The sequence below is a fragment of the Paraburkholderia sp. RL18-101-BIB-B genome (genome assembly GCF_046026985.1).
In the GTDB taxonomy this organism is placed as follows: domain Bacteria; phylum Pseudomonadota; class Gammaproteobacteria; order Burkholderiales; family Burkholderiaceae; genus Paraburkholderia.
This window is the reverse complement of the sequence record NZ_JARESV010000011.1, coordinates 101,706-126,075: the sequence shown is the minus strand read 5'-3', so window position 1 is coordinate 126,075 and position 24,370 is coordinate 101,706. Positions and strand designations below refer to the sequence as shown.

The following is a 24,370-nucleotide window of genomic DNA, read 5'->3' as shown; positions in this document are numbered from 1 at the left end:
CAAAAAACTTGCGCAATCGCGCGGATCGGTGAATGATCGAACAGGCGGCCTCGCCAGCGTCAATGCTGGCGGGGCCGTTTGCTCCTTTGCGTCCTGACATTCACGTACCGATCATCATGCCGACTTCATCATTCACATCCGCATCTTCCGCAGTGCCCTGTCCGGTTGTCGAGTCGCTCGACGCCATTCTTCCCGAAGAGCCGCTCCTGATGATGGGCGCCGGCCCCGTGCCGATTCCCGCGGCGGTGGCCAAGGCCAACGCGATCGTGATCAATCATCTGGGTGGCACGATGGTGAAGGTGATTGGGCAGGTGAAGTCGATGGCGCGCTATGTGTTCCAGACGAATTCGAAATGGGTGCTGGGCGTGGCCGGGCCTGGATCGGCCGCGATGGAGATGGCGATCTCGAACCTCGCGTGGGAAGGCACGCGTGTGCTGTCCATCAAGAACGGTTTCTTCAGCGAACGGATGGCGGAGATGGGCCGGCGCGTCGGCGCGCGGGTGAGCACGCTCGATGTTGCCGACCGCTCGGTGGCGAGTCTCGAAGAGATTGCCGAGGCGATTCGACGCGAGCGTCCGGAGATCGTGACGGTGGTGCAGGGCGAGACGTCGAATACGGTGTGGAATTATCACCTGAAGGAGATTGCCGCGTTGGCGAAAGCCGCGGGCGCGTTGGTGATCGTCGATGCGGTTTGTACCTTGAGTACGATGCCTTTGGAGATGGATGCCTGGGGGATCGATGCCGTTATTACGGGTGGGCAGAAGGGGTTGTCGTCGATTCCCGGTGTGTCGTTGATCGCGTTTTCGGATGCGGCGTGGGAGCGCGTGAAAGGGCGCACGGCGCCGAATGCGCATTGGTGCCTGGATGCGACGCTTGCGGAGAATTTTTGGCACAACGCGGGGTATCACTATACGGCGCCTGTTTCTGGCGTTTTGGCTTTACACGAAGCTTTGCGGCTTGTTTGTGCCGAGACGCTGGAGAAGCGGTTTGCGCGGCATTTGAAGTGTTCGTTGGCGCTGCAGGATGGGGTCGCGGCGATGGGGCTGCGGTTGTATACGCCTGACGCTTGTCGGTTGAATTCTGTTGTTGGCATCGAGGTGCCCGAAGGGTTCAGTCCGGCAGATGTGTGCTCGCATATTTCGCGGATGCATCAGGTGGAGATTTCGGGGTCTTTTGGATTGCCTATCGTTCGCGTGGGACAGATGGGAGAGCAGTGTCGGGAACATAACCTCTTTCGCACTGTGCATGCGCTTGGGAGGACTATGGTGGATCTGGGGGTTAAGGTTGATTTGCCGGCGGGGGTCGCGGCTTTGGAGAGGGGGTTGTCGGGGGGGAGGTAGGTTCTTCTTTGCCTGCTCGGCGCGCTCAAGCCCATCCTCGGCGCGTGCCTTCTGCGTATCCGGCGCTATCTGGACAACCTCAATCGGGTGCTTGCAGTGATCCGCCACCGAGAAAAAAGCGAAGCCCCATTTCCATCTTGCGCACAACGTCGCTTGATGGGATGGGGCTTAAGTTGAGAGCATTGCCCCGCACAGGGGCAACGCTAATAGACCACCGTGAACTCAAGGAAAGGCCAAAACTCCCGTACCACAACGCATCCAGACTCAAAGCGCCGCAGGCAAATTATTCACCTTGGCATTGCGCAAATAGAGCAAAGTAGAAAGCCCCACACCCGCGGCAGCGGCAACAGCCGCAAAAAGAAACACCGACCCATACCCAAACTCGCCGGCAATATACCCAGCCAACGGCCCGGTAATCCCGAGAGAAAGATCCAGAAACACGGAATAAGCCGACAAAGCCGCCCCCCGACTGGCCGGCGGCACGAGCCCAACAGCCTCGACCCCGAGAGCCGGAAACACCAAAGCAAACCCAAATCCGGTCAAAGCTGCGCCAGCCAGCGCAATATGCGGTTCAGGCGCCAACCACAACATCAACAACCCGGCGCATTCAAACGAAAACGAAGCAATCGCGACCCGAAACCCACCGTAGGTCTTGATCGTATTGGCAAACAACAACCGGGCCCCGATGAACAGCGTCCCGAACACCGTCAACGACAACGCCGCATTGGGCCAATGCTTAGCCGCATAAAACAGCGTGATGAAAGTAGCAATCGACCCAAACCCGGCCGAGCCAAGCGCCAACCCGATCCCATGCGGCAGCACCCGCGTGAACACGCTGCGATACGACATGCGCTCGCCGTGCACGATCGGCACAGGCGCCATCGGACGAGCCAGGTAAAAACCAAGCGCCGCCAGCAGAATGACCAGAATTCCCAACGCTGCAAACCCGACCGTATGCTCGATCGCCACGCCCAGCGGCGCGCCGACTGCCAGCGCGCCGTAAGTGGCGATGCCATTCCAAGAAATCACCCGCGCATTGTTGCTCGTGCCCACCCGGCCGATACCCCACAGAATCGCCCCCGTGCCGCACAGGCTCTCACCGAACCCCAGCACGAGACGGCTGCATACCAGGAGGCCGAGGCTCAACACCGGCCAGCGTCCGCACAGCACAGCCAGCAACAACAGAACCCCGCTTGCGCCACAACCCAGCAAACCGATCGACACGGTCCGCTTCGGCCCCAACGTATCCGCAGAACGGCCGGCCAGCGGCCGCGACGCCAACGTCGCGAGGTATTGCACGCTGATCGCCGCACCCGCCAGCACGGCGCTGTAACCCAGGTCGTCGTGGACGTAGCCCGGCAGTACCGCCAGCGGAATTCCGATCGTCAGATAGCAAAGAAACGTGAAAAAGACGACCGGAATGATCTGCATGGTCGTCGCAAATTCGCTGCGAGGTGTCGCTGAGTCGGTGGACATGGGGAAAACGAGACTTGAAATCGGCGGGAAGACGTGATTTTCCCATGGAACCGATTCTCTTGCAGGACTTGCTTAATAATTCGTCTAACAAAAACCCCGTGCCGGAACCATATAGTGGTCCGTTTTAGCCTCTTCAGAGGTCACTTTTTCGGGTGGGTACGTCAAAACTGTCCTCCTCAAATTGGCAAATAATCAACAAAAATAGAAAAAATGCGGTCAAATAACACAACCACCATAAGCCAACCGTCCCCCAAACCAATCTCGATATCTTTTCGCGGATATGTCCCGCATGCGACCCGAGCTATGGGTTGTATTTATTGACGGTGATAGTTTTCGAATCATCACTGCTGCACGTCCCCACGGACACAGAACATTCGAGAGTAACGAGACATGACTGAGCCGATTCGCTTCTACCACCGCAACGCGATCCGCGAGATCAAGGACGCGCCCGTCACCCGCACCGTCCTGCAATATCTGCGCGAAGACGCGCATTGCACCGGCACCAAGGAAGGCTGCGCCGAAGGCGATTGCGGCGCGTGCACGGTCGTGATCGGCGAGCGCAACGAGGCGGGCGGCGTCGACTTCAAGGCGGTCAACGCCTGCATCCAGTTCGTGCCGACGCTCGACGGCAAAGCGCTCTACACCGTCGAAGACCTGCGCCAACCGGACGGCTCGCTGCATCCCGTGCAGGAAGCGATGGTGGAGTGCCACGGCTCGCAGTGCGGTTTCTGCACACCAGGTTTCGTCATGTCGATGTGGTCGCTGTACGAAAAGCACGGCCACGAACATAGCTGCGCGAACAAGAGCGTGCCGTCGCGTGACGCGATCAGCAACGCGCTGACCGGCAATCTGTGCCGCTGCACGGGCTATCGTCCGATTGTCGACGCGGCAGTGCGCATGTTCGAAGCGCCCGCGCCGAAAGCGCCGGTCAACATCGAAGCATTGTCGAAAACGCTCGCCACGCTCGAACGTAAGGACACTTTCCACTACCAGCACGCCGGCCAGCAGTTCGCTGCGCCGCGTACGGTCGAAGCGCTCGCAAAGATCAAGGAAGCCGAACCGGCCACGCGTATCCTCGCCGGCAGCACGGACATCGGCCTGTGGGTCACCAAGATGATGCGCGACCTCGGCAACATCGTGTATGTCGGGCAGATCGCCGAACTGCAGAAGCTCGAGACCAACGACGAATGGATCGAGATCGGCGCGGGCGTGAGTGTCGAAAAGGCTTACGCGGAAATCGCGAAGCAATACCCCGAACTGAACGAGATGTGGCAGCGTTTCGCGTCGCTGCCCATTCGTAACGCCGGCACGCTCGGCGGCAATATCGCCAACGGTTCGCCGATCGGCGATTCGATGCCGGGCCTGATCGCCCTCGGCGCGCGCGTGATCGTGCGCGGCGGCGAGATCGAGCGCGAAATGCCGCTCGAAGACTTGTACCTCGCGTATCAGAAGAAGGACATGGCGGAGCACGAGTTCGTCGTCGGACTGAAAGTGCCGACGCGCACCGGCGTGCGTCAGAACCTGCAGTTCCGCACTTACAAACTCTCGAAGCGCTTCGATTCGGACATCTCGGCGGTGTGCGCCGCGTTCGCGTTCATCGCCGACGGTAATCTGATCCGCGAGCCGCGCATTGCGTTCGGCGGCATGGCTGCCACGTCCAAGCGCGCGACGCATGCGGAAGCCGTGTTGCGCGACGCCGAATGGCACGAAGCCACCGCGCAGGCCGCGATGCTCGCGCTCGGCAACGACTACGCGCCGCTCTCGGACATGCGCGCGACCAGCAACTACCGCCTCGAATCGGCGAAGAACACGCTGTACCGCTTCTGGCTCGAAACGCGTCCGAACAATCCGCTGCCCAAGAGCGCGCTGGATGTGCGCGCGGTCGCCGCGGCCTGTGCGCCGGCCGCAGTCTAAGTAGAAGCCCAAAGGATACGGAGAACACAACAATGAATCAGCAAGCCGAACCGTTCCTGAAAGACCTTCAGGATCTCGACGACTTTACCCAGGTGCACATCTCGCGTCCGCACGAGTCCGCGCATCTGCACGTGAGCGGCCGCGCCACGTACACCGACGACATCCCGACGCTCGCCGGCACGCTGCACGCCGCGCTCGGCCTGTCCTCGAAAGCGCATGCGAAGATCGTCTCGATGTCGCTCGACAAGGTGCGCGCCACGCCGGGCGTGGTCGCGATCTTCACCGCCGACGACATTCCGGGCGTCAACGACGTCGGCCCGATCATCCACGGCGACGATCCGATTCTCGCCGACGGTCTCGTGCAATACATCGGCCAGCCGATCTTCATCGTGGTCGCGACGTCGCATGAAACCGCGCGTCTCGCCGCGCGCCGCGCCGAAGTCGTCTACGAGGAACTGCCGGCGATTCTGACCGCGCAGCAGGCGCGCGCCGCGAACCAGCACGTGCTGCCGCCGATGAAACTCGCGCGCGGCGAAGCGGACACCAAGATCGCCCGCGCCGCGCGTCGCGAAACCGGCGAAATGTTGCTCGGCGGTCAGGAACAGTTCTATCTGGAAGGTCAGATTTCGTACGCGGTGCCAAAGGACGACGACGGCATGCACGTCTACTGTTCGACGCAACACCCGACCGAAATGCAGCACATGGTCGCGCACGCGTTGGGCGTGGCGTCGCACAACGTGCTGATCGAATGCCGCCGCATGGGTGGCGGTTTCGGCGGCAAGGAATCGCAATCGGGTCTGTTCGCGTGCTGCGCGGCGCTCGCCGCATGGAAGCTGCTGTGCCCGGTGAAACTGCGTCCGGACCGCGACGACGACATGATGGTCACGGGCAAGCGCCACGACTTCCACTACACGTATGAAGTCGGCTACGACGACAAGGGCGTGATCGACGGCGTGACGGTCGACATGACCTCGCGTTGCGGCTTCTCCGCCGACCTGTCCGGTCCGGTGATGACGCGCGCGCTGTGCCACTTCGACAACGCGTACTGGCTCTCCGACGTCACGATCGACGGCTTCTGCGGCAAGACCAACACGCAGTCGAATACGGCGTTCCGCGGTTTCGGCGGTCCGCAAGGCGCGTTCGCGATCGAATACATCATGGACAACGTCGCGCGCTCGGTGGGTGAAGATTCGCTCGACGTGCGCCGCCGCAATCTGTATGGCAAGACGGAGCGTAACCAGACGCCGTACGGTCAGATCGTCGAAGACAACGTGATTCACGAGTTGATCGACGAACTCGAAGCGACCAGCGAATACCGCGCGCGTCGCGCGGCGATCAACGAGTTCAACGCGAATAACGAAATACTGAAGAAGGGCATGGCGCTCACGCCGGTCAAGTTCGGCATCGCGTTCAACGTGACTCACTTCAACCAGGCCGGCGCGCTGGTTCACATCTACACCGACGGTTCGGTGCTGGTGAACCACGGTGGCACCGAAATGGGCCAGGGCTTGAACACGAAGGTCGCGCAGGTCGTCGCGCATGAACTGGGCATTGGTTTCAACCGCATTCGCGTCACGGCCACCGACACCAGCAAGATCGCCAATACGTCGGCGACGGCGGCCTCGACGGGTTCCGATCTGAACGGCAAGGCTGCGCAGGACGCCGCGCGTCAGTTGCGCGAACGTCTGTCGGCGTTTGCCGCCGAGCGTTTCGGCGCGGGGCAGGTGAGCGCGTCGGAAGTCCGCTTCGTGCATGACCGGGTCGTGGTCGGCGACGCGATCGTGCCGTTCGAAGAAGTGATCGCGAAGGCTTACGTCGCGCGTATTCAGCTCTGGTCGGACGGTTTCTACGCGACGCCGAAGCTCTACTGGGATCAATCGAAGCTGCAAGGCCGGCCGTTCTACTACTACTCGTACGGCGCGGCCGTATCGGAAGTGGTGATCGACACGCTGACCGGCGAAATGCGCGTGCTGCGCGCGGACGCGTTGCACGACGTGGGCGCTTCGTTGAATCCGGCGCTCGACGTCGGCCAGGTGGAAGGCGCTTTCATTCAAGGCATGGGCTGGCTCACGACCGAAGAACTGTGGTGGAACGCCGGCGGCAAGTTGATGACGCATGCGCCGTCCACCTACAAGATTCCGACCGTCAACGATACGCCGCCCGACTTCCGCGTGCGTCTCTTCAAAAACCGCAACGCGGAGGACAGCATCCATCGCTCGAAGGCGACCGGCGAGCCGCCGCTGCTGCTGCCGTTCTCGGTGTTCTTCGCCGTGCGCGACGCAGTGTCGGCCGTGGGCGACCACAAGGTCAATCCGCCGCTGAATGCGCCCGCGACCAGCGAGGAAATCCTCAAGGCGGTCGGCGCGGTGCGGGCCGCAACCGCAACACCGCGGCAACCAGCGTAGCAATGAGCCGGGAAAGAAGCGCGTGAACAACACACTCACTGGAATGATCGCCATGAACGATTTTTCATCCGTTCAGATCGGCCGACGCAGCGCCGTGCAGACGCCGCGTCCGGCGCCGATGCATATCGTGCTGTTCGGCGCGGGGCACGTCGGGCACGCGCTCATCAAGCTGCTCGGCAGCTTGCCGTGCGTCGTCCAGTGGGTCGACGAGCGCGACGAACTGTTCCCCGACGAAACGCCCGCCAACGTGCAGATCGAAGCGACCGACACGCCGGACGCGATTGTCGATACGGCGCCGCCAGGCGCGTACTTTCTTGTGATGACGCACAATCACGCGCTCGATTTCTCGCTCGCCGCACGCATCATGCGGCGGCGCGATTTCACCTACTTCGGCATGATCGGTTCAAAGACGAAGCGCGTGAAATTCGAGCGTCGTTTGCTCGATCGTGGCGTGGATCTGGACCGGCTGGTGGAGATGACGTGTCCGATCGGCGTGGCCGGTATCGTCGATAAGGCGCCTTCGGCGATCGCCGTGGCGGTGTGCGCGGAGTTGCTGCAGATTCGTACGCGGCAGGTCGTGGCGCAGCTCGCAACGCAGCAGCTCTGCGCGAGTGTCTGATAGCTAGAAGTCGATCAAGACGAAGGCGTTCAACCGCCGCCGATCGCACTGCAAACCCAAACGTCAGCCCATCGCGGCTGACGTTTCCTTTTTGGGCGCCCGTTTCGCGCGCCGCACCTTCTGCGCGACCAGCGTATCCGACACCTCGGACATCAGCGTACGCAGCCAGCCGACATCGCTCGGCCGGTCCGGCTGCGGATGCCACAACTGATAGCACTTGATGCGCGGAAACGGAATCGGCACATCGACCACCGCGAGCGGCAGCATGTCCGCGTAGTGCATCGCAAAGCGGCGCGTGGTCGTGAAGATCAAATCGGATTGCAGCAGCGTTTGCGGCACCAGTCCGAAGTAGGGCAGCGTGGCAACGATACGCCGCTCGGCGCGCGCCCGCGCGAAACCAATGTCGATGGCGCCGCTGCTCGCGCCGCTATACGCCGTCGGCGCCAGATGCGGCGCGGCAAGATACGCCTCGCGCGTCAACGGCATGCGCGTCAGCGGATGATCGGCGCGCATCATGCACACGACCGTGTCGGAGAACAGATCGCTGCGCTCGAAGCGCGGCTCGGGCTTCGGCCAGTTGCCGATCACCAGATCGAGTTCGCCGGCATCGAGCGCGGCCGAATGATCGAGCATCGGGCTCAGCGAATCGATTTCGAGCCGCGCGTGCGGCGCCGCCTCGCGAAACTGCGCGATCACCGTCGGCATGAAGAAGTCGTTCAGATAATCCGGCGCGGCCACGCGAAACGTACGGCGCGAGCGGCCGGGATCGAAGTCTCCATGCGGTGTCGCGACGAAATCGACTTCGCGCAGCACGCGCTGCGCGGAAGCCAGCAGCGATTCGCCGTATTCGGTCGGCACCATGCCCGACTTGCCGCGCACGAGGATCGGGTCGTTCAGCGTCTCGCGCAGTTTGCGCAGCGCGGTGCTGATGGCAGGCTGGGTCTGATTCAGACGCAACGCGGTCTGCGTGACGCTGCGCTCGACCAGCAGCGTGCGCAGCACGCGCACGAGCCAGATATCGAGGGAGGCGGCGGTGTCGTCCATGGTTTAAGCGAGGCGGGGCAAACGGATCATTCGATAAGGCGTCGTACGGAGCCGCCCGCGAGAGTCTCGTGAGAGCGCAGCGCCAACGCGCACGGCGCGAAGGTCATAACCTTAGGCCCGTTTGCGGTGTAGCGGCATAGCGGGCACGGTATGGCCGGCATCAGCAAGGCTGTTTTGCCGCTATCGACCTGCAATCGGCCCGCGCAAGCGCCGTGCGGCGCGCGTTTAGCCCGCTTTACGCTTACGTATCGCCTACGGTTGAATGTCCGCAAGCCCCGACGGCAGCGAACTGATCCGTTTGACTTCTCTCGATTCGAGCCAGTTCGGCGTGCGCGCGCAGTACAGCACCATGGGCAACGCGTCCTCACCCCAGAACAACTGATCGTTCAGAAAGAAGGTCGGCACGCCGTAGACGCCGAGGCCGATCGCATCCGCCGTGTTGCGCTGCAATTGCGCCAGCACGGCTGCGCTTCTGATGATCTCCGGACCGTCGGGCATACCGACGCGGTCGCACAACTCGGCAAAGGCTTCGTCAGTGGACGGATCGCGGCCTTCACGCCAGATGAATCGGAAAATCTCGCGCACGAAGTTGATGTCGCCATTCGCCGCGGTGGCGAGCAGCAACGGCTTCATGGAATCGAAGGGATGCGCCGGCGGCATCTTGTACGGAATGCCGAGTTGCTCCGCGCGAAACAGCGCGTGCCGGTACAGGAAGGTGCGTTTCGAGGGCACGCCGTAAGCCGGCCGCTGTCCCCAGTGACGATACAGATCATTCAGTACGACCGGCGTGAACACGAAGTCGAAGCCCGGCCATTTGTCGTGTTGCTCCAGCAACAGGTAGGTAAACGGCGAGACAAAGTCGTAGAACCACAGCGGTTGCCTGGCGTCGATGCCAACGGTCATAAATGTCTCCCGAATTGCCGGTTCCGCACGGCGCGTCTGCTGCACCGTCGGATTTGTAATGATCTTACGCGGTGCAGCCGCGGCTTGCACCCGTCAATATGGTTTCGCGTCGCGGTCGTCGCGCGTTTCGCCGATTTCAGCCGCTTCGTTCGCGGCGGGCGGCGTGGGTCCGGCGCCTGCTTCGTCCGATCCGTTCTCCGCGCCTTCCGCTTCGTTGGCGGCGTCGTCGCGCTGGGCGTCTCGGGCCTGCATGAGCCGCTGGCGCACGAAGCCGATATGCTCGCGCAGCACGTAGAACTGATCCGCATAGGCGAGCGGCATCTTCAGACCGTTGACCGACTCCTCGATCGCGTCGAGCCGCTCGATCAGCGACGCGCGCTCGGCGGGCGAATGGTCGCTGAGCGCGCTGCGTTCGATCGCGATCAGCGCGCCGTACCAGCGATAGATGCGCGATTTCACCCGCCACGCATACAGCGACGGCACCAGACGCAACGCCGGCACCAGCAACACGATCAGCGGCACCACGACCACCAGCAGGCGGTCAGCGAGACTCGCGAGCCAGAACGGCAGGATGCGGTAGAGGAAGCTCTTGCCGGACTTGTAGTAGCGCGCGGCGTCGTCGCTGACCGGGAAATCGTGGGCGAGCGGCGCGGGGAATTCGCCAGCGCGCTGCATGATGTTCGCCTTGCCGTGCACCTCGCGCGCGGCTTCGATCAGCAGGTCGGAAAGCGCGGGATGCAGCGAATCGCGCGCCACCAGCTCGGCGGTCGGCGCCACCATGTGAATCGGCGCGGACGGCAGGTTCTTGCCGAGGTCGAACGCGCCCATCGGCATTTCGAGTTGCGTCAGGTAGGGAAAGCGCCGCGTGTAGGCGTCGGCCTGCGAGAAATCGTAGAACTGCACGTTCGGCGTGCGGTAGAGCTTGCCCATCACCGCGGGTTGCGCCGAATCGCCGGCGAGGAACGCCGCGTCGACCTTGCCGGAGACGAGTGCTTCGGCGGCGTCGTCGCCCGAAAGCGGTAGGAGTTTGGTCGCGCCGCCCGGCACGATGCCGTTCGCCTTGAGCAGCGCGAGCGCCAGTTCGCGCGTGCCGCTGCCTTCGGCGCCGACCGCGAGCCGCTGGCCCTTGAACTCGGAGAGCCGCGTGACGGTCGGCCCGTGGTAGAAGATCGCGAGCGGCACATAGGCCACGCTGCCGAGCGACATCAGCCCGTCGGCCGCCGCGCCGGGCGCGACGCCGTCCTGCACGAAGGCGACATCGACGCCGGACTTCGGATCAGACAGCCGCTTGAGATTCTGCAGCGAGCCTTCCGACGACAGCACGTTCAGCGTGATGCGGTTGCGCGCCAGAATCGCCTTGTACTTTTGCGCCGCTGTCCAGAAGGTGCTGCCTTCGGGGCCGGCGCTGATGGTCAGCGTGCTGGGCGGCGCGGGCTGGATCAGCCGCACGGCGAACCAGATCGCGACGGCGGCGATCAGCAGGATCGGCCCGAACGAAACCGCGAGATCGCGCCAGGAGATCGCGACGAAACGGGCGACGAGACGGGGAGGGCTTTTGCGGCCGGAGGCTGGCTTCATCGGATGACGTGACGGGCTACGGTCGAAAGTGAACAGGAACGGCGCTCCGCCGCGCGCAAAGCGGTGCGAAGCACGCGCGGCTTGTGGCCAGGCTGCCGCGAAGGGCACGCAAGCCGCGCGGCAGCTTGCGTCGCGCCGATGGTACCTGAGATTCACCGCACGGCGGAACGCGCGGCGGCGGCCAGCGACGACAAACCCGTAACAAATCGTGAACGTGGCGTGACAGCCCGCGCGTCTGACGCGATTCGCATCTCGAGTGTGACTAAACGCGACTAAACCCTTTGCGCTTCTGGCCCGGCTAGATTAAATTGTGCATCGCTGCCGCGAACAGATGTTTGCGCGGCGCGACCCGGCACGACACACAAGAACCGGGCGCGTCGGCGGACTTCGCGGCTTGCCGGTTTCGTACCGCACTGCATGCCCGTCATCGGTCATCGCAGGCGGCAACGGCAACCGGCCTCTCTCGCCTCTCGCACATCGTGTTACAGCCCTAGTCGGCCGTTGCTTGGCCGCGCCTTGTCGTGCGCGCCCAGCATGGCTGCCGGTAGTCGTAACGAAGCCGCTTGTATATGCGGTCCAATGTGAAGCTAAGGAGAAGAAAAGCTATGAAATCGGTCGGTTTTCTGAAAACGCTGGGCTCGGTTGTGGCAATGGTGGTGGCGTGCAATGTGTACGCTCAGGCAAGCGACGCAACGGCAACCGGCACGACCGCCGCGCCGGCTGCCAGCGCCAAGTCGACCAAGAAGGCGAACAGCCAGCTGGGCCGCAAGGTGCGTAGCGCGCTGGCCAAGACACAAGGCGTCGACGTGTCGAACATCGCCGTGCGTGCTCGTGGCGGCGCGGTGACCCTCACGGGTTCGGTGCCTGACGAAGGCCAGATCGACGCTGCCGGCCAGGCGGCCAAGGGCGTCGCCGGCGTGACGTCGGTGTCGAACAAGCTGACCGTTGTGCAGCAGTAAGCAGGCTGCGGCACCTGGCGCGGACGGCTCACGCCGTCATGCGCCATCGTGATGCAGGCGTGCACCAAGGTTCCGGCAAAAAACCGGGGCCTTTTTTTATTTATTTGGCGATTATTGAAGCGGCGATGATGGGGCTCAGCCGTTTCGAATGGGACGGCGGCGCGGCCACGGTCCGTCTGTGCGCTGTGACACACTGCTGACGCGTTGCAAAGCGTACTGTGATGCGTAAGGAACCGGAGTCAAAGTCATGGACACCTCGCTTTTGCGCTATACCGATCTGCCCATCGGCGATCGGGCGGCTTTCGAACTGGTGTGCGCGCGGCACGGTTTTGCACCGGTCCATTTCGACATCAGTGCCTGCGCGGATCCGAGCGATGAAGCGCACGAGCGCCTCGTCACCGTGCGGCGCGGCGGCTGGGCGCAGTCCTATCACGATCGTCACGGTCAGTGGATCCGGCAGTTCGAGGCCGATCTGACCTGCCGGTTCTTCAAGTAGCCGCTGGACGTTCGCGCCGCCGTGCGTCGATATCCTTAGGGCGGTTTCAGGCCAGCACGAGACGTACGCCGACTAGTGTGAGCGTGGCGGCGAGCAGGTTGCGCAGCAGCGCGTCCGGCGCGCGCGAGGACAGATAGCTGCCGATCGCGATGCCCGGCAGCGATCCCACCAGCAACGACAGCAGCATCGACCAGTCGATCGAGCCCAGCAGCCAATGGCCGGCGCCCGCCAGCAGGGTGAGCGGCACCGCGTGCGCGATGTCCGATCCGACAATGCGCGTGGTCGGTAAAAGCGGATACAGCAGCAACAGCACCGTCACGCCGATCGCGCCCGCCCCGACCGAAGTCAGCGACACCAGCACGCCGAGCACCGCGCCGGTCAGCATGGTCAGCGCGAGCGTGCGTCCCTGACGCGGCGTGCGCTGTTTGCGCGCGCCGAGCGCCGCGAGTTGCGGACGAAACACCAGCGCCACCGCCGTCACCAGCAACGCCGCGCCGAGCACGACCTGGATCAGCCGGCTCGCGCCCGGCGTGTCCATGCCATAACGATGCAGCAGGATCAGCGTGATCGTGGCGGCCGGCACGCTGCCGGCGGCGAGGCGCAGGGTGATCTGCCAGTCGACGGAGCCCTTCAGGCCGTGCACGAGCGTGCCGGTGGCCTTGGTGGCCGCCGCGTACAGCAGGTCGGTGCCGACCGCGGTGGCCGGATGCACATTGAACAGCAGGACCAGGATCGGCGTCATCAGCGAGCCGCCGCCGACGCCCGTCAGTCCGACCAGAAAGCCGACGAACAGGCCGGAGACGGAGTACAACAGATCGATGTGGGGAAGTGCCATTGAGCGGACCGCTGGCGGTCGGGTGGGACGGGTTATAGGCGGCAAGGCCGGCGCGCCGGCCTTCGACAGTCGATGGAGGGCGGCGCAAAGGCCGCCGCGGCGCGGCGAAAGCCGCTATTGTCGCAAAACTGCCGCGTTTGCGTATGAAGCGGTACGCTGCGCGGCCTGCATACGATCGATCAGCGCGAGGACTTCGGGCCGGTTTTCGCCTTTCGCATGCACGAAGTAGTAGGTCAGCGGCGAGGCGACTTCATGGCGGCTCACGCGTACGAGGCCGCTGCGCTGCAGATAGGCGTCGGCGAGCGGCACGCGTGCCAGCGCCACGCCGAGTCCCGCTTCCGCGGCGGCCAGCACCAGCGTGTAGTCTTCGAAGCGCCGGTCCTGCGGGCGAGGTTTCAACGGCATGTCCAGCGCATCGAACCATGCGCGCCAGCCTGTCACGTCCGAGTCGTGCAGCAGCGGCACGTCGAGTAGCGCCGCGTCGCCGCGCTTATGCCGCTGCTTCGCCAGTTGCGCGGCCAGTGCGGGATGCGCCACCGGATACAGCTTCTCCGGCAAGAACGGCTTGACCTCCAGATGACGCCAGTTGCCGCGCCCGTAGCGAATGGCCAGATCCGCGTCGCCGCTGACGATGTCCGCGTTGCGATGGTCGATGTCGAGTTGGATGCGCAGCGCGGGCGCCTCGGTTTCGAACGCCGCCTGGCGCTCGAAGAACCACAGCTTGGCGAATGCGGGCACCACGCTCAGCTTGACCAGTTGCGGGCTGCGCGGCGAACGCCACTGGTCCGCCGCGCTGTCGATAATGCCGAAAGCCTGCTCGATCCGCCCAACAAAACGCTGCCCGTCCGGTGTCAGCCGCACGCCGCGGGCATGGCGTTCGAACAATGTCATGCCGAGCCAGTTTTCTACCGCCGCGACGCGCCGGCTGATCGCGCCGTGCGTGAGCCCGGCTGCTTCCGCGGCGGCGAGGAACGAGCCTTCGCGGGCCACATGGCAGACGGTTTCGAGGCTGGCGAGCGGCGGCCGCGCGGACGCGGCGTGTGGCGAGGTGTGAGCCATATTCACATCACGGTGTTCATTTGTGTTCTAGCTTAGCAGCTCATGGCGAGGCACGATCGCGGCATGAACACACTCACTTCGCCTAGTCCCTCGCGCTTTGCGCGTCAGCCGCTGTTGGCGGCAGGTGCGGTCGCTTTCACGATTGTGTCGTGGGCATCCGCTTTTCCATTCATTCGGATCGGCTTGCAGGGCTTGCCGCCTTTGCAACTGGCGTCAGCGCGATTCGCTACTGCGGCGCTGCTGGTGCTCGCGTGGCTCGCCTACCGGCGCCCGCGTCTGCCGACATGGCCCGATGGCCTGCGCTTCGCGTTGTGCGGTTTTCTCGGCATCGCGCTCTACAACGCGCTGCTCAATACCGGTGAAAAGACCGTGGCTGCGGGCGCGGCGAGTTTCATCGTCAATACGCTGCCGATTTTTACGGCGCTGCTGGCGGCCGTCGTACTCGGCGAGCGTTTCAACCGCTGGGGATGGCTCGGGTCGCTGATAAGCCTGGCGGGTATCGCCGTGATTGCGCGCGGGCAGCCGGGCGGCCTGACGCTCGGCGCGGGCAGCACTCTGATTCTCGGCGCCGCGCTGTGTTCCGCGAGTTACTTCGTGCTGCAGCGGCGTCTGATTCCGGTCTACGGCGCGTTGACCTGCACCGCCTACACATTGCTGGCCGGCGCGCTGCTGCTGACGCCCTGGTTGCCGGGCGCGGTGCATTCGCTCGACGGCGCGCCACACGGGACGCTGCAGGCGGTGCTGGTGCTCGGCGTGTTTCCGGCGACGCTCGGTTATGCGACGTGGACCTTCGCGCTCGGTCATTTCGGCGCGGCGCGCGCGGCCAGTTTTCTCTATCTGACGCCGGCCGTGGCGACAGTCTTGTCCGCGCTGCTGACCGGAGAACGCCCGGGGCTCGCGACGCTATGCGGTGGTTTGCTGGCGATCTGCGGTGTGGTGCTCGTGGCGTTGCGCGGGCGCTCGTGAGGCAGAGGCTGGGAGCGTAGCGGCCGACCCAGCCGCAGCGCTAACACGTGGTGCTGTGCGCGGATGCTTGCTCAAAGCGCCCGGCGAATTTCCACGACGCCGAACGCCGCCAGCGTGAACCCGACGATCCGGTCGATGGCAACGCGCAGTTTGCTACCGATCGCATGGCGCGCGAGCGACACCACCGTCACGAGGAAACACCACCACGCGATCGAGCCGCAAAATACGCCGCCAACCGTGGTCAGCGCGATGCCCGATGAAAACGCGCCGCGCGGGGCGAGCGTCGTGAACAGCGCGGCGAACATGATGACCGTTTGCGGATTGGTCAGCGTGAGCAGCAATGAACTTGCATAGGCGCGCAGCGCACCGGCGCGGCCCACTTGCGCGAGCTTGCCGTTGCCGTCGCCGTTGCCGTCGCCGTTCGACGCGTCGGCAGGTGCTTTCTGCAGTAGCGTGCGCACGCCCAGATACAACAGGAACAATCCGGCGAGCAGATGCAAGGGCCGGTCGTACGCGAGCATGAACTGCGAGATGCTGACGAGGCCGAGTGCCGCAATCAGACCGTAAGCGGCGTCGCCGGTTGCAATGCCGAAACCGATGGCTAGCCCGGCACGCGGACCGCCGGTCAACGTGCGGCGGATGCACAGCATGCCCATCGGGCCGACCGGCGCGGCAATCGCGAGGCCGACGCCTGCGGCGGTGAGGAAGAGACTGGTGGTGGACATGGCTCTCTCTGGTTCTGGTCGATTGTTCTGGTTCGTGCCGCGATTCGCGTGCTGCGCAGAGGCTCGCGGCCGGCAAGGCCCTCAGCATAGCCAGACCGGAAAAGCCGGGCAAGTGCGGGAATGATCGCGGGTTAAAGCGGCTCAAACAGCCCAAGCAACCCCAGCAACCCCAGCAACCCCAGCAACCCCAGCAACCCCAGCAACCCCAGCAACCCCAGCAACCTCCGCGGTGGATACCCTGAGAGGGCCTCGGCCGCCGTCATCGTCGGGCATAATTTTCCCACTTCAGACCTTGGGAGCACGCCCGCTCATGTGGCAGATCGATCAGGTGACCTTGCGCTTGTTCATTGCCGTCTGCGAGGAAGGCACGATTGCGCGCGCGGCCGAACGCGAGTTCATCGCGCCGTCGGCGGTCAGCAAACGGCTCGCGGATCTCGAGGCGTTGGTCGATGTCGCGTTGCTCTCGCGCAGCCAGCGCGGCGTGCGCGCGACCGCTGCCGGCGAGGCGCTGCTGCGGCATGCGCGGCTCATCATGCGCGGCCACGAACGCCTGCAAGCCGAACTCAGTGAATACGCGGCCGGCGCGCGCGGCCATGTGCGGGTGCTGGCGAACGTGTCGTCGATGGTGGAGTTTCTGCCTGAGGCGCTCTCGGCGTTTCTAAAGGCGAACCCGCGAATTCGCGTGGACGTCGAAGAGCGCGTGAGCGCGGAGATCGTTCGAGGGCTGGAAGAAGGCGTCGCCGATCTCGGCATTTGCCGCGATGTCGTGCCGATGGGCAGTCTCGACGCGTTGCCCTATCGCGCCGATCATCTCGCGCTGATCGTGCCGCGCGACCATCCGCTCGCGGGCGAGGGCGCGGTCAGCTTCGAGCAGACGCTGGCGTTCGACCACCTCGGACTCTCGTCGAACGCCTCGGTGAATGCACTGATGCAGCGCATCGCGGTGGAGAAGGGCCGCGAACTCAACTATCGCACCTACGTATCGACGTTCGACGCCGCCTATCGTTTCATTCAGGCCGGCCTCGCCGTCGCGATCCTGCCGCGCGAAGCGCTGCCGCGTCACGCCGCCGACGAATACGGCATCATGGCCGTGCCCTTGAGCGAAGCTTGGGCCGAACGGCGCTTCGTGATTTGCATGCGCGACCGTCAGGCGCTCACGCTCGCGGCGTCACATCTGCTCGATCATCTGCTGAACGCGGGCTGAGTGTCTGAGCTGAAACCCGGCCGCGATCTGCCTGCTCTCCTCCCTCTGAAAAGCCCTTAAGGGTTTCCCCTTTGCGACGGCTCACGCCCGTCCGGCCTGCCTGAGCCGCCATCGCGAGCGACGATGGAGTACGTCGCCAACGCAGACTTTGCCGCGGGTCGATGCGCGGGCACGCTGTCACTCAGTTGCTTCATTCCCCTCATTCTCCGCGGCATCCAAGACCGGGATTCAAGACCATGAGTGACACCCAGGAGCGCGTCGTCGTGACCGAAGTCGGTATGCGAGACGGTCTGCAAAGCATCGCCCTCACGATGCCCACCGAGTCCAAACGGCGCTGGATCGACGCCGCGTATGCTGCCGGCGTGCGCCATATGGAAGTCGCCTCCTTCGTGCCGGCGAAGCTGCTGCCGCAGATGGCCGATGCCGACGAAGTCATCGCCCACGCGCTCACCTACGACGATCTGATTGTCACGGCGCTGGTGCCGAATCTGAAGGGCGCGCAACGAGCGCTCGAATGCGGCGTGCATCGGATCGTCGCGCCGATTTCGGTGAGCGGCGCGCATAGCCTTGCGAACGTGCGAAAGACGCCGGCGGAAATGATCGAGGCGTTCGCGGCGATGCGCGAGTTGATCGACGGCGCGTCGAAAGCGGGCGCGCGGCGCGTCGAACTGATCGCCGGCTTGTCGACGGTGTTCGGCTGCACGCTGCAAGGCGCCGTGCCGTACGCGGATATCGCCGCGATCTCCGACGCCGCGGTGCAAGCAGGCGCCGATGTGATCGCACTCGGCGACACCACCGGCGAAGCGACGCCGCGCCAGGTCGGCGAGATCATCGAACTGGTGCGCAACGTCGCGGGCGGCAGGCTGCGCTCGCTGCATTTCCACGACACGCGTGGCCTCGGTCTCGCCAACACACTGGTCGCGCTGCAACACGGCATCCGCGAATTCGACGCGTCGCTGGCCGGACTCGGCGGCTGTCCGCATGCGCCGGGCGCAACCGGCAACGTCAACACCGAAGACCTCGTGTTCATGCTCGACAGCATGGGCTACACGACCGGCATCGACCTCGACCTTCTGCTCGCGTCGCGCGCCGTGCTCGCCGACGCTTTGCCCGGCGAACCGCTGTACGGCTATCTGGCGCGCGCCGGCTTGCCGAAGCAGTTCAGCGCCGCCCGTCAACGTTTCGAATTCTCCGACTCGCAGGTACTGCAATGAATCCGCTTTCCTCTACTTCCACCTCTTTGCCGCAGCCAGGCGCGCTGCCGCTCGCGGGCATTCGTGTGATCGAGTTGTCGCATATGGTGATGGGCCCGACCTGCGGGATGATTCTCGGCGATCTCGGCGCTGAAGTGATCAAGGTCGAACCGCCGCGCGGCGACGGTACGCGCCGTTTGCTCGGCACCGGCGCGGGCTTTTTCCGCACCTTCAATCGCAACAAGAAGAGCGTGGCGCTCGACCTCGATAGCGAAGCGGGATTGGCCGCGTTGCACAAGCTGGTCGATACCACGGACGTGTTCGTCGAGAACTTCAAACCGGGCCGCATGGCGAGCCTCGGTCTCGACTACGCGACGTTGCGCGAGCGCAATCCGAAGCTCATCTACGTCTCGCACAAGGGCTTCCTGAACGGTCCGTATGAACACCGTCTCGCGCTCGACGAAGTCGTGCAGATGATGGCCGGCCTCGCCTACATGACCGGGCCGGTGGGCCGTCCGCTGCGCGCGGGCAGTTCGGTCAACGACATCATGGGCGGCATGTTCGGCGCGATCGGCGTGCTCGCCGCCTTGCACGAACGGCATGCGAGCGGACGCGGCAAGGAAGTGCAGAGCGCGCTGTTCGAGAACTGCGTGCTGCTGTCCGCGCAGCACATGCAGCAGTTCGCCGCGACCGGCGTGCCAGCCGCGCCGATGCCCGAGCGCATCAGCGCGTGGGCCGTGTACGACGTGTTCACGCTCGCCAACAACGAGCAGATGTTCATCGCCGCGACCGGCGACGGACAGTGGCGCGCGCTGTGTGCGATTCTCGGCCGCGCGGATCTGCTGGCCGACCCGCGCCTCACCAGCAACAACGACCGCGTGCTGGCGCGCGAATGGCTGTTGAAGACACTCGGCGAAACGCTGAGCCAGTTCGAAGGCGCGGCGCTCGCGCCCCAGTTCGAGCGCGATCACATTCCGTTCGCGTCGATCACGAAACCCGAAGAGCTGTTCGACGATCCGCATCTGAACCAGAGCGGTGGTCTTGCTCGGCTCACGCTCGATGACGGCAGCGAAACCGGCATGCCTTTGCTGCCGATTTCACTCGACGGCGCGCGTCTGCAGCCACGTCAACCGATCGCGAAGATCGGCGAGCACACGGCGCAAGTGCTGCGCGATCTCGGCTACGACGAGGCGCAGATCGTGGCGCTGGGCGGCGGGTCGAAGCAGGCGCCGCAGGAAGCCGCGTGAGGCCGTTGCATGAGCGCGGCGTTCGATGTATGGAACGCAATCAAATCAATCTCATCCGGCGCAAGACCGGACAAAGGAGACAGACGATGAAGTCGTCGAATCATGCGGTGTATGCGACAGCGGTCGGCGATGCCGGCGCGCTCGGCGGTTTGCCCTCCGGCGCGGGTGCGTCGGCGGACGGCCGCGCGGACGAAATCGCGCTCGATGGTGCGCGTATCTCCGCGCGACTCGACCGCCTGCCGGCCACGCGTTCGATCTGGAAGCTGGTGATGCTGCTGAGCCTCGGGCTCTTCTTCGAACTGTACGACCTGATGTTCTCCGGCTACATCGCGCCGGGACTCGTGCGCAGCGGCATTCTCACCGCGACCACGCACGGTCTGTTCGGCACCAGCGGCGTCGCGAGTTTCATCGCGGCGTTGTTCGCGGGCCTGTTCATCGGCACGGCGGCGTGCGGCTTTCTCGCCGACCGTTTTGGCCGGCGCGCGATCTTCACGTGGTCGCTGCTCTGGTACACGGCGGCCAATATCATCATGGCGTTCCAGGACACGGCGCTCGGGCTCAACCTGTGGCGCTTCATTGCGGGGATCGGCATTGGCGTGGAGATCGTCACGATCGGCACGTACATTTCCGAACTCGTGCCGAAGCATGTGCGCGGACGCGCGTCGGCGTGTTCACAGGCGGTGGGATTTTGCGCGGTGCCGATCGTCGCGTTTCTCTCGTATCTGCTGGTGCCGCATCGCTACTTCGGCCTGGATGGCTGGCGTCTGGTCGTGCTGACCGGCGTGGTCGGCGCGATCGTGGTGTGGTGGATCCGCCTGCGTTTGCCGGAGAGCCCGCGCTGGCTCGCGCAGAAAGGCCGCATCGACGAAGCGGACGCGATCATGACGCGGCTCGAAGCACGCGTGGCGCGCGAATACGGACGGCCGTTGCCGGAGCCGGCCTCGCCCGAACCGGTGCGCGCACGGGCGGCGTTTCGAGATCTGCTGGTGCCGCCATATCGCAAGCGCACGCTGATGCTGATCATCTTCCACGTGTTCCAGACAATGGGCTATTACGGCTTCGCAAACTGGATTCCGACCTTGCTGATCAAGCAGGGCATTACGGTGACGACGAGTCTGATGTACGCGAGCATCATCGCGATTGCCGCACCGCTCGGGCCGTTGCTGGGATTGCTGATCGCCGACCGCTTCGAGCGCAAGACAGTGATTATCTGCATGGCGGCGGTCAACGTGGTGTGCGGGCTGGCGTTCAGCCAGGCGCGCGAGACGGTGTTGCTGGTGAGCCTGGGCGTCTGTCTCGTGCTAGCGGGAAATATTATTTCGTATAGCTATCACGCGTATCAGGCCGAGTTGTTTCCGACTAGCATTCGGGCGCGGGCCGTGGGATTCGTTTATTCGTGGAGCCGGATTTCGGCGATGTTCTCCGCGTTCGTGATCGCGGGATGTTTGAGCCGCTTCGGCGTGGACGGCGTGTTCGTGTTTATCTCCGGGGCAATGGCAGTGGTGATGCTGGCCATTGGAACGCTTGGGCCGAAGACGCGGGACGTGGCGTTGGAGGATATTTCGAAGTAGTTTGTCGAGGAGGATGCCCGCCTGTGTGGGGCGGGCTTGCTCGCTTTAGTGCTTCTTCTGGGTCGCTGACACGCTCGGTGCTACGCGAATCGGCGGCGCGCCTGATGGCGAGGTGGCGGGTTGGGGTTTCTTCGCCTGTTTCGGTTTCTTGACTTCGCGGTTACTGCGCATTTGACCTTTTGCCATGATGGACTCCCAAATTGGCGGTTTTTGCTCCGCAGGGGAGCAATAAGGTAGTGTGCGCCTGTTTTGTGCTTTATGTTGGGGTTTCTGGTTTTTAAGGCGCTTGCCTGGCTGTGGTCTCGGCGAAGCTCACATCAGGCCCAGCAGTTTGGCCGGCGCACAAGTCATGCAAGAAATCTGACCGGTTTTTGCCAGCGCGATGAAAGCAATCGCCAGCGCCACGAGAACATCGTGACTCGATCTCGACGCCGAACATGCCTTGCCTGTTTCGAGCGTCCAAAAAAATAACGTCAGCCGGCCTATGAGCCGGCTGACGTTTTTCATGTCCACCGAGTACCCGAATTCGGGTCCATCAAACGCGCAACTTACATAGCGACGTATCCCACCGGCGTCGTCGCGTTGGCCTTGGCGACCGACGCATTGTTCGACACCACATACACCGGCGATTCAGTCAGGTTGAGCGTCAGCACACCGTTGCTGTAATTCGCATTGGTCGCGTTGCCCATCATGTCGACCACCTTCACGGTGCCGCTCGTGCCCGGCGCATCGACGTTGAGGCTGTACGAGACGCTATAGGTCGAGCTGAAACCCGCGCTCGCGCTCCACACGTTGTTGTTGTGCGCCCACAAAGCGGTGACCACCGCGCCGTTGCCCACCTGCTGGAACGCGTAGGCGTATACGCCGGTCGGCGTGCCGTTCACCGGACCGAGCGTCGTGGTGCCGTCGAGCGTGTGCGTCATCGCGCTGATCGCCATGGCAACCGGCTTCGGGCTGATGTTGGACGCGCCGAACGCACCTTGCGGATCGCTCAGGTCGAAGAAGGTGCCGTAGCCGACTTCATCCGGATAGTCCGCGCCGTAGAACACGTAGGTCTGATCCGCGCCTTCGCCGAGCGTGATGATGTGCATGCGCGCCGCGACCGCCGCTTGTGCGTACAGCACGTTCGCGGTCGGATAGTTCGGGCCGTACGAGCTGCCGAGGTCGTAGCTGATGCCCGCTTCCGTCGAGAACAGATGCATGCCGGTGCGATAGTCGGTGGCCATCTCCGTGCGCAGGTTGCGCATCTGGCCGCGCAATGAACCATCCGCAGTGGACGGGTCGCTGTCGTAGCGCTCAGGCGGGTGCGACGGCGAGGTGCCCGCGTCGTAGTAACCGTGCGTGGCGACCGCGTCGATGTATTGGCCGAAGCCGAGCGGCGCGAGGCGTTTCAGGTGCGTCGTGGTCAGGCTCGGGAAGGCATCGGCCGGGCCCATCACCATCGCGTGCGGATCGGTTGAATGAATGCCCTGGTAGACCGCTTTGTACAACGCGACGAAGTTGGCGTCGGTATCGGTCCACATCTGGTTCGGTTCCCACGTCACCTGATAGTAGTTCGCCGACTGGGTCGGGAAGTACGCGGCGCGAATCGCGTTCGATTCCGTGCCGACACGGCTCATATAGCTCTGGTAGTACGAAATATCGGTTGGCAGCGTCGTGTCGTCCTGGAAGGCGCCGGTGCTGCTCGCCCAGGCGGGAATGCCGTCGAGGCGGATCAGGCGCATCACGTTGCCGCTCTTGTAGAACGAATCGAGATTACTGGCCGACGGATTGAACGTGTTCGGTCCGTTCGGTTCCATGGTGGAGAGCTGGCGGTCGTCGATCGTCGACGAAATGCCCAGCGCGGCAAGCAGCGGACCGTTGTCGTTTGCGCCCTGCATGCCGAAGCGATGCTGTTCCTGGCGCGCATAGGTGACGGCCGGAACGACGCCGGACAGGTTCGGCGTCACGCCGAAGCTGGCGATGCCGACCGGACGCGTGCCGGCTTGCGGCAGCTGGCCGCCGTTCTTGGCGAGCGTGCCCGTCGCCGCAAAATAACCGGCGAGCGTCGAGGTGCAATTGAACGTGATGGTCTTCGCGCCGCTCGGCACGGCGGTGCTGCCGCTCGCGGCGACGCGGCCGAGCGTGTCGGTGACGGCCCAGTTCAGCGTGTCCGCGCTCGGCGCGTTGGTGTTGAAGGCGAGCTGGAAGGTGCTGCCGGCCGCGAAGATGCGCGTGCCGTCGGCGCTGGGCGTATCGGCGGAGATCGTCGCGCTGCCCGAGCCGGCCGACGTGGAGGGCGAGGCGCAGCTCATGGCCGCGGTGCCGCCCGTGGCGTTCAGCGCAGTGGTGCCGGTGCTGGGGTTGTTAGCGGCAGACGTGCTGGCCGAGCTGTTCGAACTGCTGCTGTTGCCGTTGGACTGGCTTGCCGCGGTGCTGGTGGTGCTGCCGCCGCCACCGCCGCCGCATGCGGCGAGTGCGAGGGAGAGTGTCGAGAGTGCGAGTAGGTGCGATTTCATCAATCTGTAAGCAATGCGTTAGCTGATGCTTCGTCCGTGTCCTCGCGCAAAGCGCGTCGGGAGGTGGAGCGAACATCGGGGTTCATTTGCAAGCCAGCCGATGACCGAGGCTTCGACACTGGCGTCCTGTGTGCGCAGCTTTGCGGCTGCGCGAAGGTGATGCCTTCCCGGGATGTCGGCCCCGAACGCATTTCTCTGTAGAGAAACTCTTGTCATACGAAACCGAACCGCTGACAGAAGCGGATTTGGCGGAATCGGACGACCGGGGAAGGTACGACGAAAACGGCCAGCGAGTTGAGGAACAGCGCGATTCAGATCGCATTACATGAATTCACGGC

At 64.0% G+C, this 24,370-nt stretch carries 22 protein-coding genes; 13 read left to right on the top strand and 9 right to left on the bottom strand.

Translation table 11 applies throughout. From position 1 onward, the window contains the following. The first annotated feature begins 116 nt into the window (after window positions 1–116). Window positions 117–1,340 carry a pyridoxal-phosphate-dependent aminotransferase family protein gene (locus P0D73_RS18370; protein ID WP_408178886.1) on the top strand — a complete coding sequence of 408 codons (1,224 nt, stop codon included), beginning with the start codon at window positions 117–119 and terminating at the stop codon, window positions 1,338–1,340. A gap of 264 nt (window positions 1,341–1,604) precedes the next feature. Here the strand turns inward: P0D73_RS18370 and P0D73_RS18365 are convergent, their stop codons facing one another. After that, window positions 1,605–2,816 (bottom strand): MFS transporter, encoded by a 1,212-nt coding sequence (locus tag P0D73_RS18365; RefSeq protein ID WP_132375953.1) that lies wholly within the window; start codon window positions 2,814–2,816, stop codon window positions 1,605–1,607. Window positions 2,817–3,206: 390 nt separating this feature from the next. Between P0D73_RS18365 and xdhA the strand changes: the two genes are divergently transcribed. Genes xdhA through xdhC form a run of 3 tightly spaced genes read left to right on the top strand, consistent with a single transcriptional unit; the run spans window position 3,207 to window position 7,754 of the window. Beyond that, on the top strand, window positions 3,207–4,730 hold the full coding sequence (xdhA, locus tag P0D73_RS18360; RefSeq protein WP_408432413.1) for a xanthine dehydrogenase small subunit: 1,524 nt from the start codon (window positions 3,207–3,209) through the stop codon (window positions 4,728–4,730). Between the two features lie 32 nt (window positions 4,731–4,762). After that, window positions 4,763–7,135, top strand: a complete 2,373-nt coding sequence (gene xdhB / locus P0D73_RS18355) for a xanthine dehydrogenase molybdopterin binding subunit (protein WP_408315459.1) — start codon at window positions 4,763–4,765, stop codon at window positions 7,133–7,135. Window positions 7,136–7,187: 52 nt separating this feature from the next. Then, entirely contained in the window at window positions 7,188–7,754 is a 567-nt protein-coding gene (gene xdhC / locus P0D73_RS18350) for a xanthine dehydrogenase accessory protein XdhC (protein WP_408315457.1), read from the top strand. A gap of 63 nt (window positions 7,755–7,817) precedes the next feature. On the opposite strand, the gene P0D73_RS18345 is transcribed toward xdhC, so the two are convergent. The 3 genes from P0D73_RS18345 to P0D73_RS18335 form a co-directional block, all read right to left on the bottom strand. Then, window positions 7,818–8,798: a LysR substrate-binding domain-containing protein gene (locus P0D73_RS18345; RefSeq protein ID WP_132375949.1), complete on the bottom strand. Its 981-nt coding sequence runs from the start codon at window positions 8,796–8,798 to the stop codon at window positions 7,818–7,820. Between the two features lie 252 nt (window positions 8,799–9,050). Continuing rightward, complete coding sequence (locus P0D73_RS18340; protein ID WP_132375948.1) at window positions 9,051–9,701, bottom strand: 2-hydroxychromene-2-carboxylate isomerase; 651 nt, start codon at window positions 9,699–9,701, stop codon at window positions 9,051–9,053. 93 nt (window positions 9,702–9,794) lie between these two features. After that, the gene (locus P0D73_RS18335) at window positions 9,795–11,279 is read right to left on the bottom strand and encodes a TAXI family TRAP transporter solute-binding subunit (protein ID WP_408432411.1); all 1,485 of its coding nucleotides are present in this window, start codon (window positions 11,277–11,279) and stop codon (window positions 9,795–9,797) included. 605 nt (window positions 11,280–11,884) lie between these two features. On the opposite strand from P0D73_RS18335, the gene P0D73_RS18330 reads away from it, so the two are divergent. The 3 genes from P0D73_RS18330 to P0D73_RS18320 are packed head-to-tail and all read left to right on the top strand — an operon-like array spanning window position 11,885 to window position 12,734. Then, window positions 11,885–12,238 (top strand): BON domain-containing protein, encoded by a 354-nt coding sequence (locus P0D73_RS18330; RefSeq protein ID WP_408283327.1) that lies wholly within the window; start codon window positions 11,885–11,887, stop codon window positions 12,236–12,238. A gap of 38 nt (window positions 12,239–12,276) precedes the next feature. Continuing rightward, complete coding sequence (locus P0D73_RS18325; protein ID WP_408283325.1) at window positions 12,277–12,438, top strand: hypothetical protein; 162 nt, start codon at window positions 12,277–12,279, stop codon at window positions 12,436–12,438. Between the two features lie 47 nt (window positions 12,439–12,485). Continuing rightward, the gene (locus tag P0D73_RS18320) at window positions 12,486–12,734 is read left to right on the top strand and encodes a hypothetical protein (RefSeq protein WP_132375945.1); all 249 of its coding nucleotides are present in this window, start codon (window positions 12,486–12,488) and stop codon (window positions 12,732–12,734) included. 46 nt (window positions 12,735–12,780) lie between these two features. On the opposite strand, the gene P0D73_RS18315 is transcribed toward P0D73_RS18320, so the two are convergent. Together P0D73_RS18315 and P0D73_RS18310 are read right to left on the bottom strand one after the other, a co-directional pair. Next, window positions 12,781–13,569: a sulfite exporter TauE/SafE family protein gene (locus P0D73_RS18315; protein ID WP_132375944.1), complete on the bottom strand. Its 789-nt coding sequence runs from the start codon at window positions 13,567–13,569 to the stop codon at window positions 12,781–12,783. Window positions 13,570–13,683: 114 nt separating this feature from the next. Beyond that, entirely contained in the window at window positions 13,684–14,628 is a 945-nt protein-coding gene (locus P0D73_RS18310; RefSeq protein ID WP_408432409.1) for a LysR substrate-binding domain-containing protein, read from the bottom strand. 63 nt (window positions 14,629–14,691) lie between these two features. Here P0D73_RS18310 and P0D73_RS18305 point away from each other — a divergent pair, with 63 nt between their 5' ends. Continuing rightward, a complete protein-coding gene (locus P0D73_RS18305) occupies window positions 14,692–15,594 on the top strand; it encodes a DMT family transporter (protein ID WP_408432407.1) in 903 nt (300 codons plus the stop codon). A gap of 71 nt (window positions 15,595–15,665) precedes the next feature. On the opposite strand, the gene P0D73_RS18300 is transcribed toward P0D73_RS18305, so the two are convergent. Continuing rightward, a complete protein-coding gene (locus P0D73_RS18300) occupies window positions 15,666–16,319 on the bottom strand; it encodes a LysE family translocator (protein WP_408178826.1) in 654 nt (217 codons plus the stop codon). Between the two features lie 310 nt (window positions 16,320–16,629). Here P0D73_RS18300 and P0D73_RS18295 point away from each other — a divergent pair, with 310 nt between their 5' ends. From P0D73_RS18295 to P0D73_RS18280, 4 genes are all read left to right on the top strand, one after another. Continuing rightward, window positions 16,630–17,523 carry a LysR family transcriptional regulator gene (locus P0D73_RS18295; protein ID WP_132375940.1) on the top strand — a complete coding sequence of 298 codons (894 nt, stop codon included), beginning with the start codon at window positions 16,630–16,632 and terminating at the stop codon, window positions 17,521–17,523. Window positions 17,524–17,759: 236 nt separating this feature from the next. Further along, window positions 17,760–18,737, top strand: coding sequence for a hydroxymethylglutaryl-CoA lyase (locus tag P0D73_RS18290; RefSeq protein ID WP_408432404.1), 978 nt, complete (start codon window positions 17,760–17,762; stop codon window positions 18,735–18,737). Continuing rightward, on the top strand, window positions 18,734–19,963 hold the full coding sequence (locus P0D73_RS18285) for a CaiB/BaiF CoA transferase family protein (protein WP_408315444.1): 1,230 nt from the start codon (window positions 18,734–18,736) through the stop codon (window positions 19,961–19,963). Before P0D73_RS18290 ends, P0D73_RS18285 begins: the two co-directional genes overlap by 4 nt. Before the next feature lie 86 nt (window positions 19,964–20,049). Beyond that, entirely contained in the window at window positions 20,050–21,534 is a 1,485-nt protein-coding gene (locus tag P0D73_RS18280; protein ID WP_132375937.1) for an MFS transporter, read from the top strand. A gap of 312 nt (window positions 21,535–21,846) precedes the next feature. On the opposite strand, the gene P0D73_RS18275 is transcribed toward P0D73_RS18280, so the two are convergent. After that, window positions 21,847–22,041: a hypothetical protein gene (locus P0D73_RS18275; protein ID WP_408178822.1), complete on the bottom strand. Its 195-nt coding sequence runs from the start codon at window positions 22,039–22,041 to the stop codon at window positions 21,847–21,849. 41 nt (window positions 22,042–22,082) lie between these two features. After that, complete coding sequence (locus tag P0D73_RS18270) at window positions 22,083–23,624, bottom strand: hypothetical protein (RefSeq protein WP_408178821.1); 1,542 nt, start codon at window positions 23,622–23,624, stop codon at window positions 22,083–22,085. On the opposite strand from P0D73_RS18270, the gene P0D73_RS18265 reads away from it, so the two are divergent. Further along, window positions 23,593–24,042, top strand: a complete 450-nt coding sequence (locus tag P0D73_RS18265) for a hypothetical protein (protein WP_408432402.1) — start codon at window positions 23,593–23,595, stop codon at window positions 24,040–24,042. The genes P0D73_RS18270 and P0D73_RS18265 overlap by 32 nt on opposite strands. Window positions 24,043–24,370: the final 328 nt, after the last annotated feature.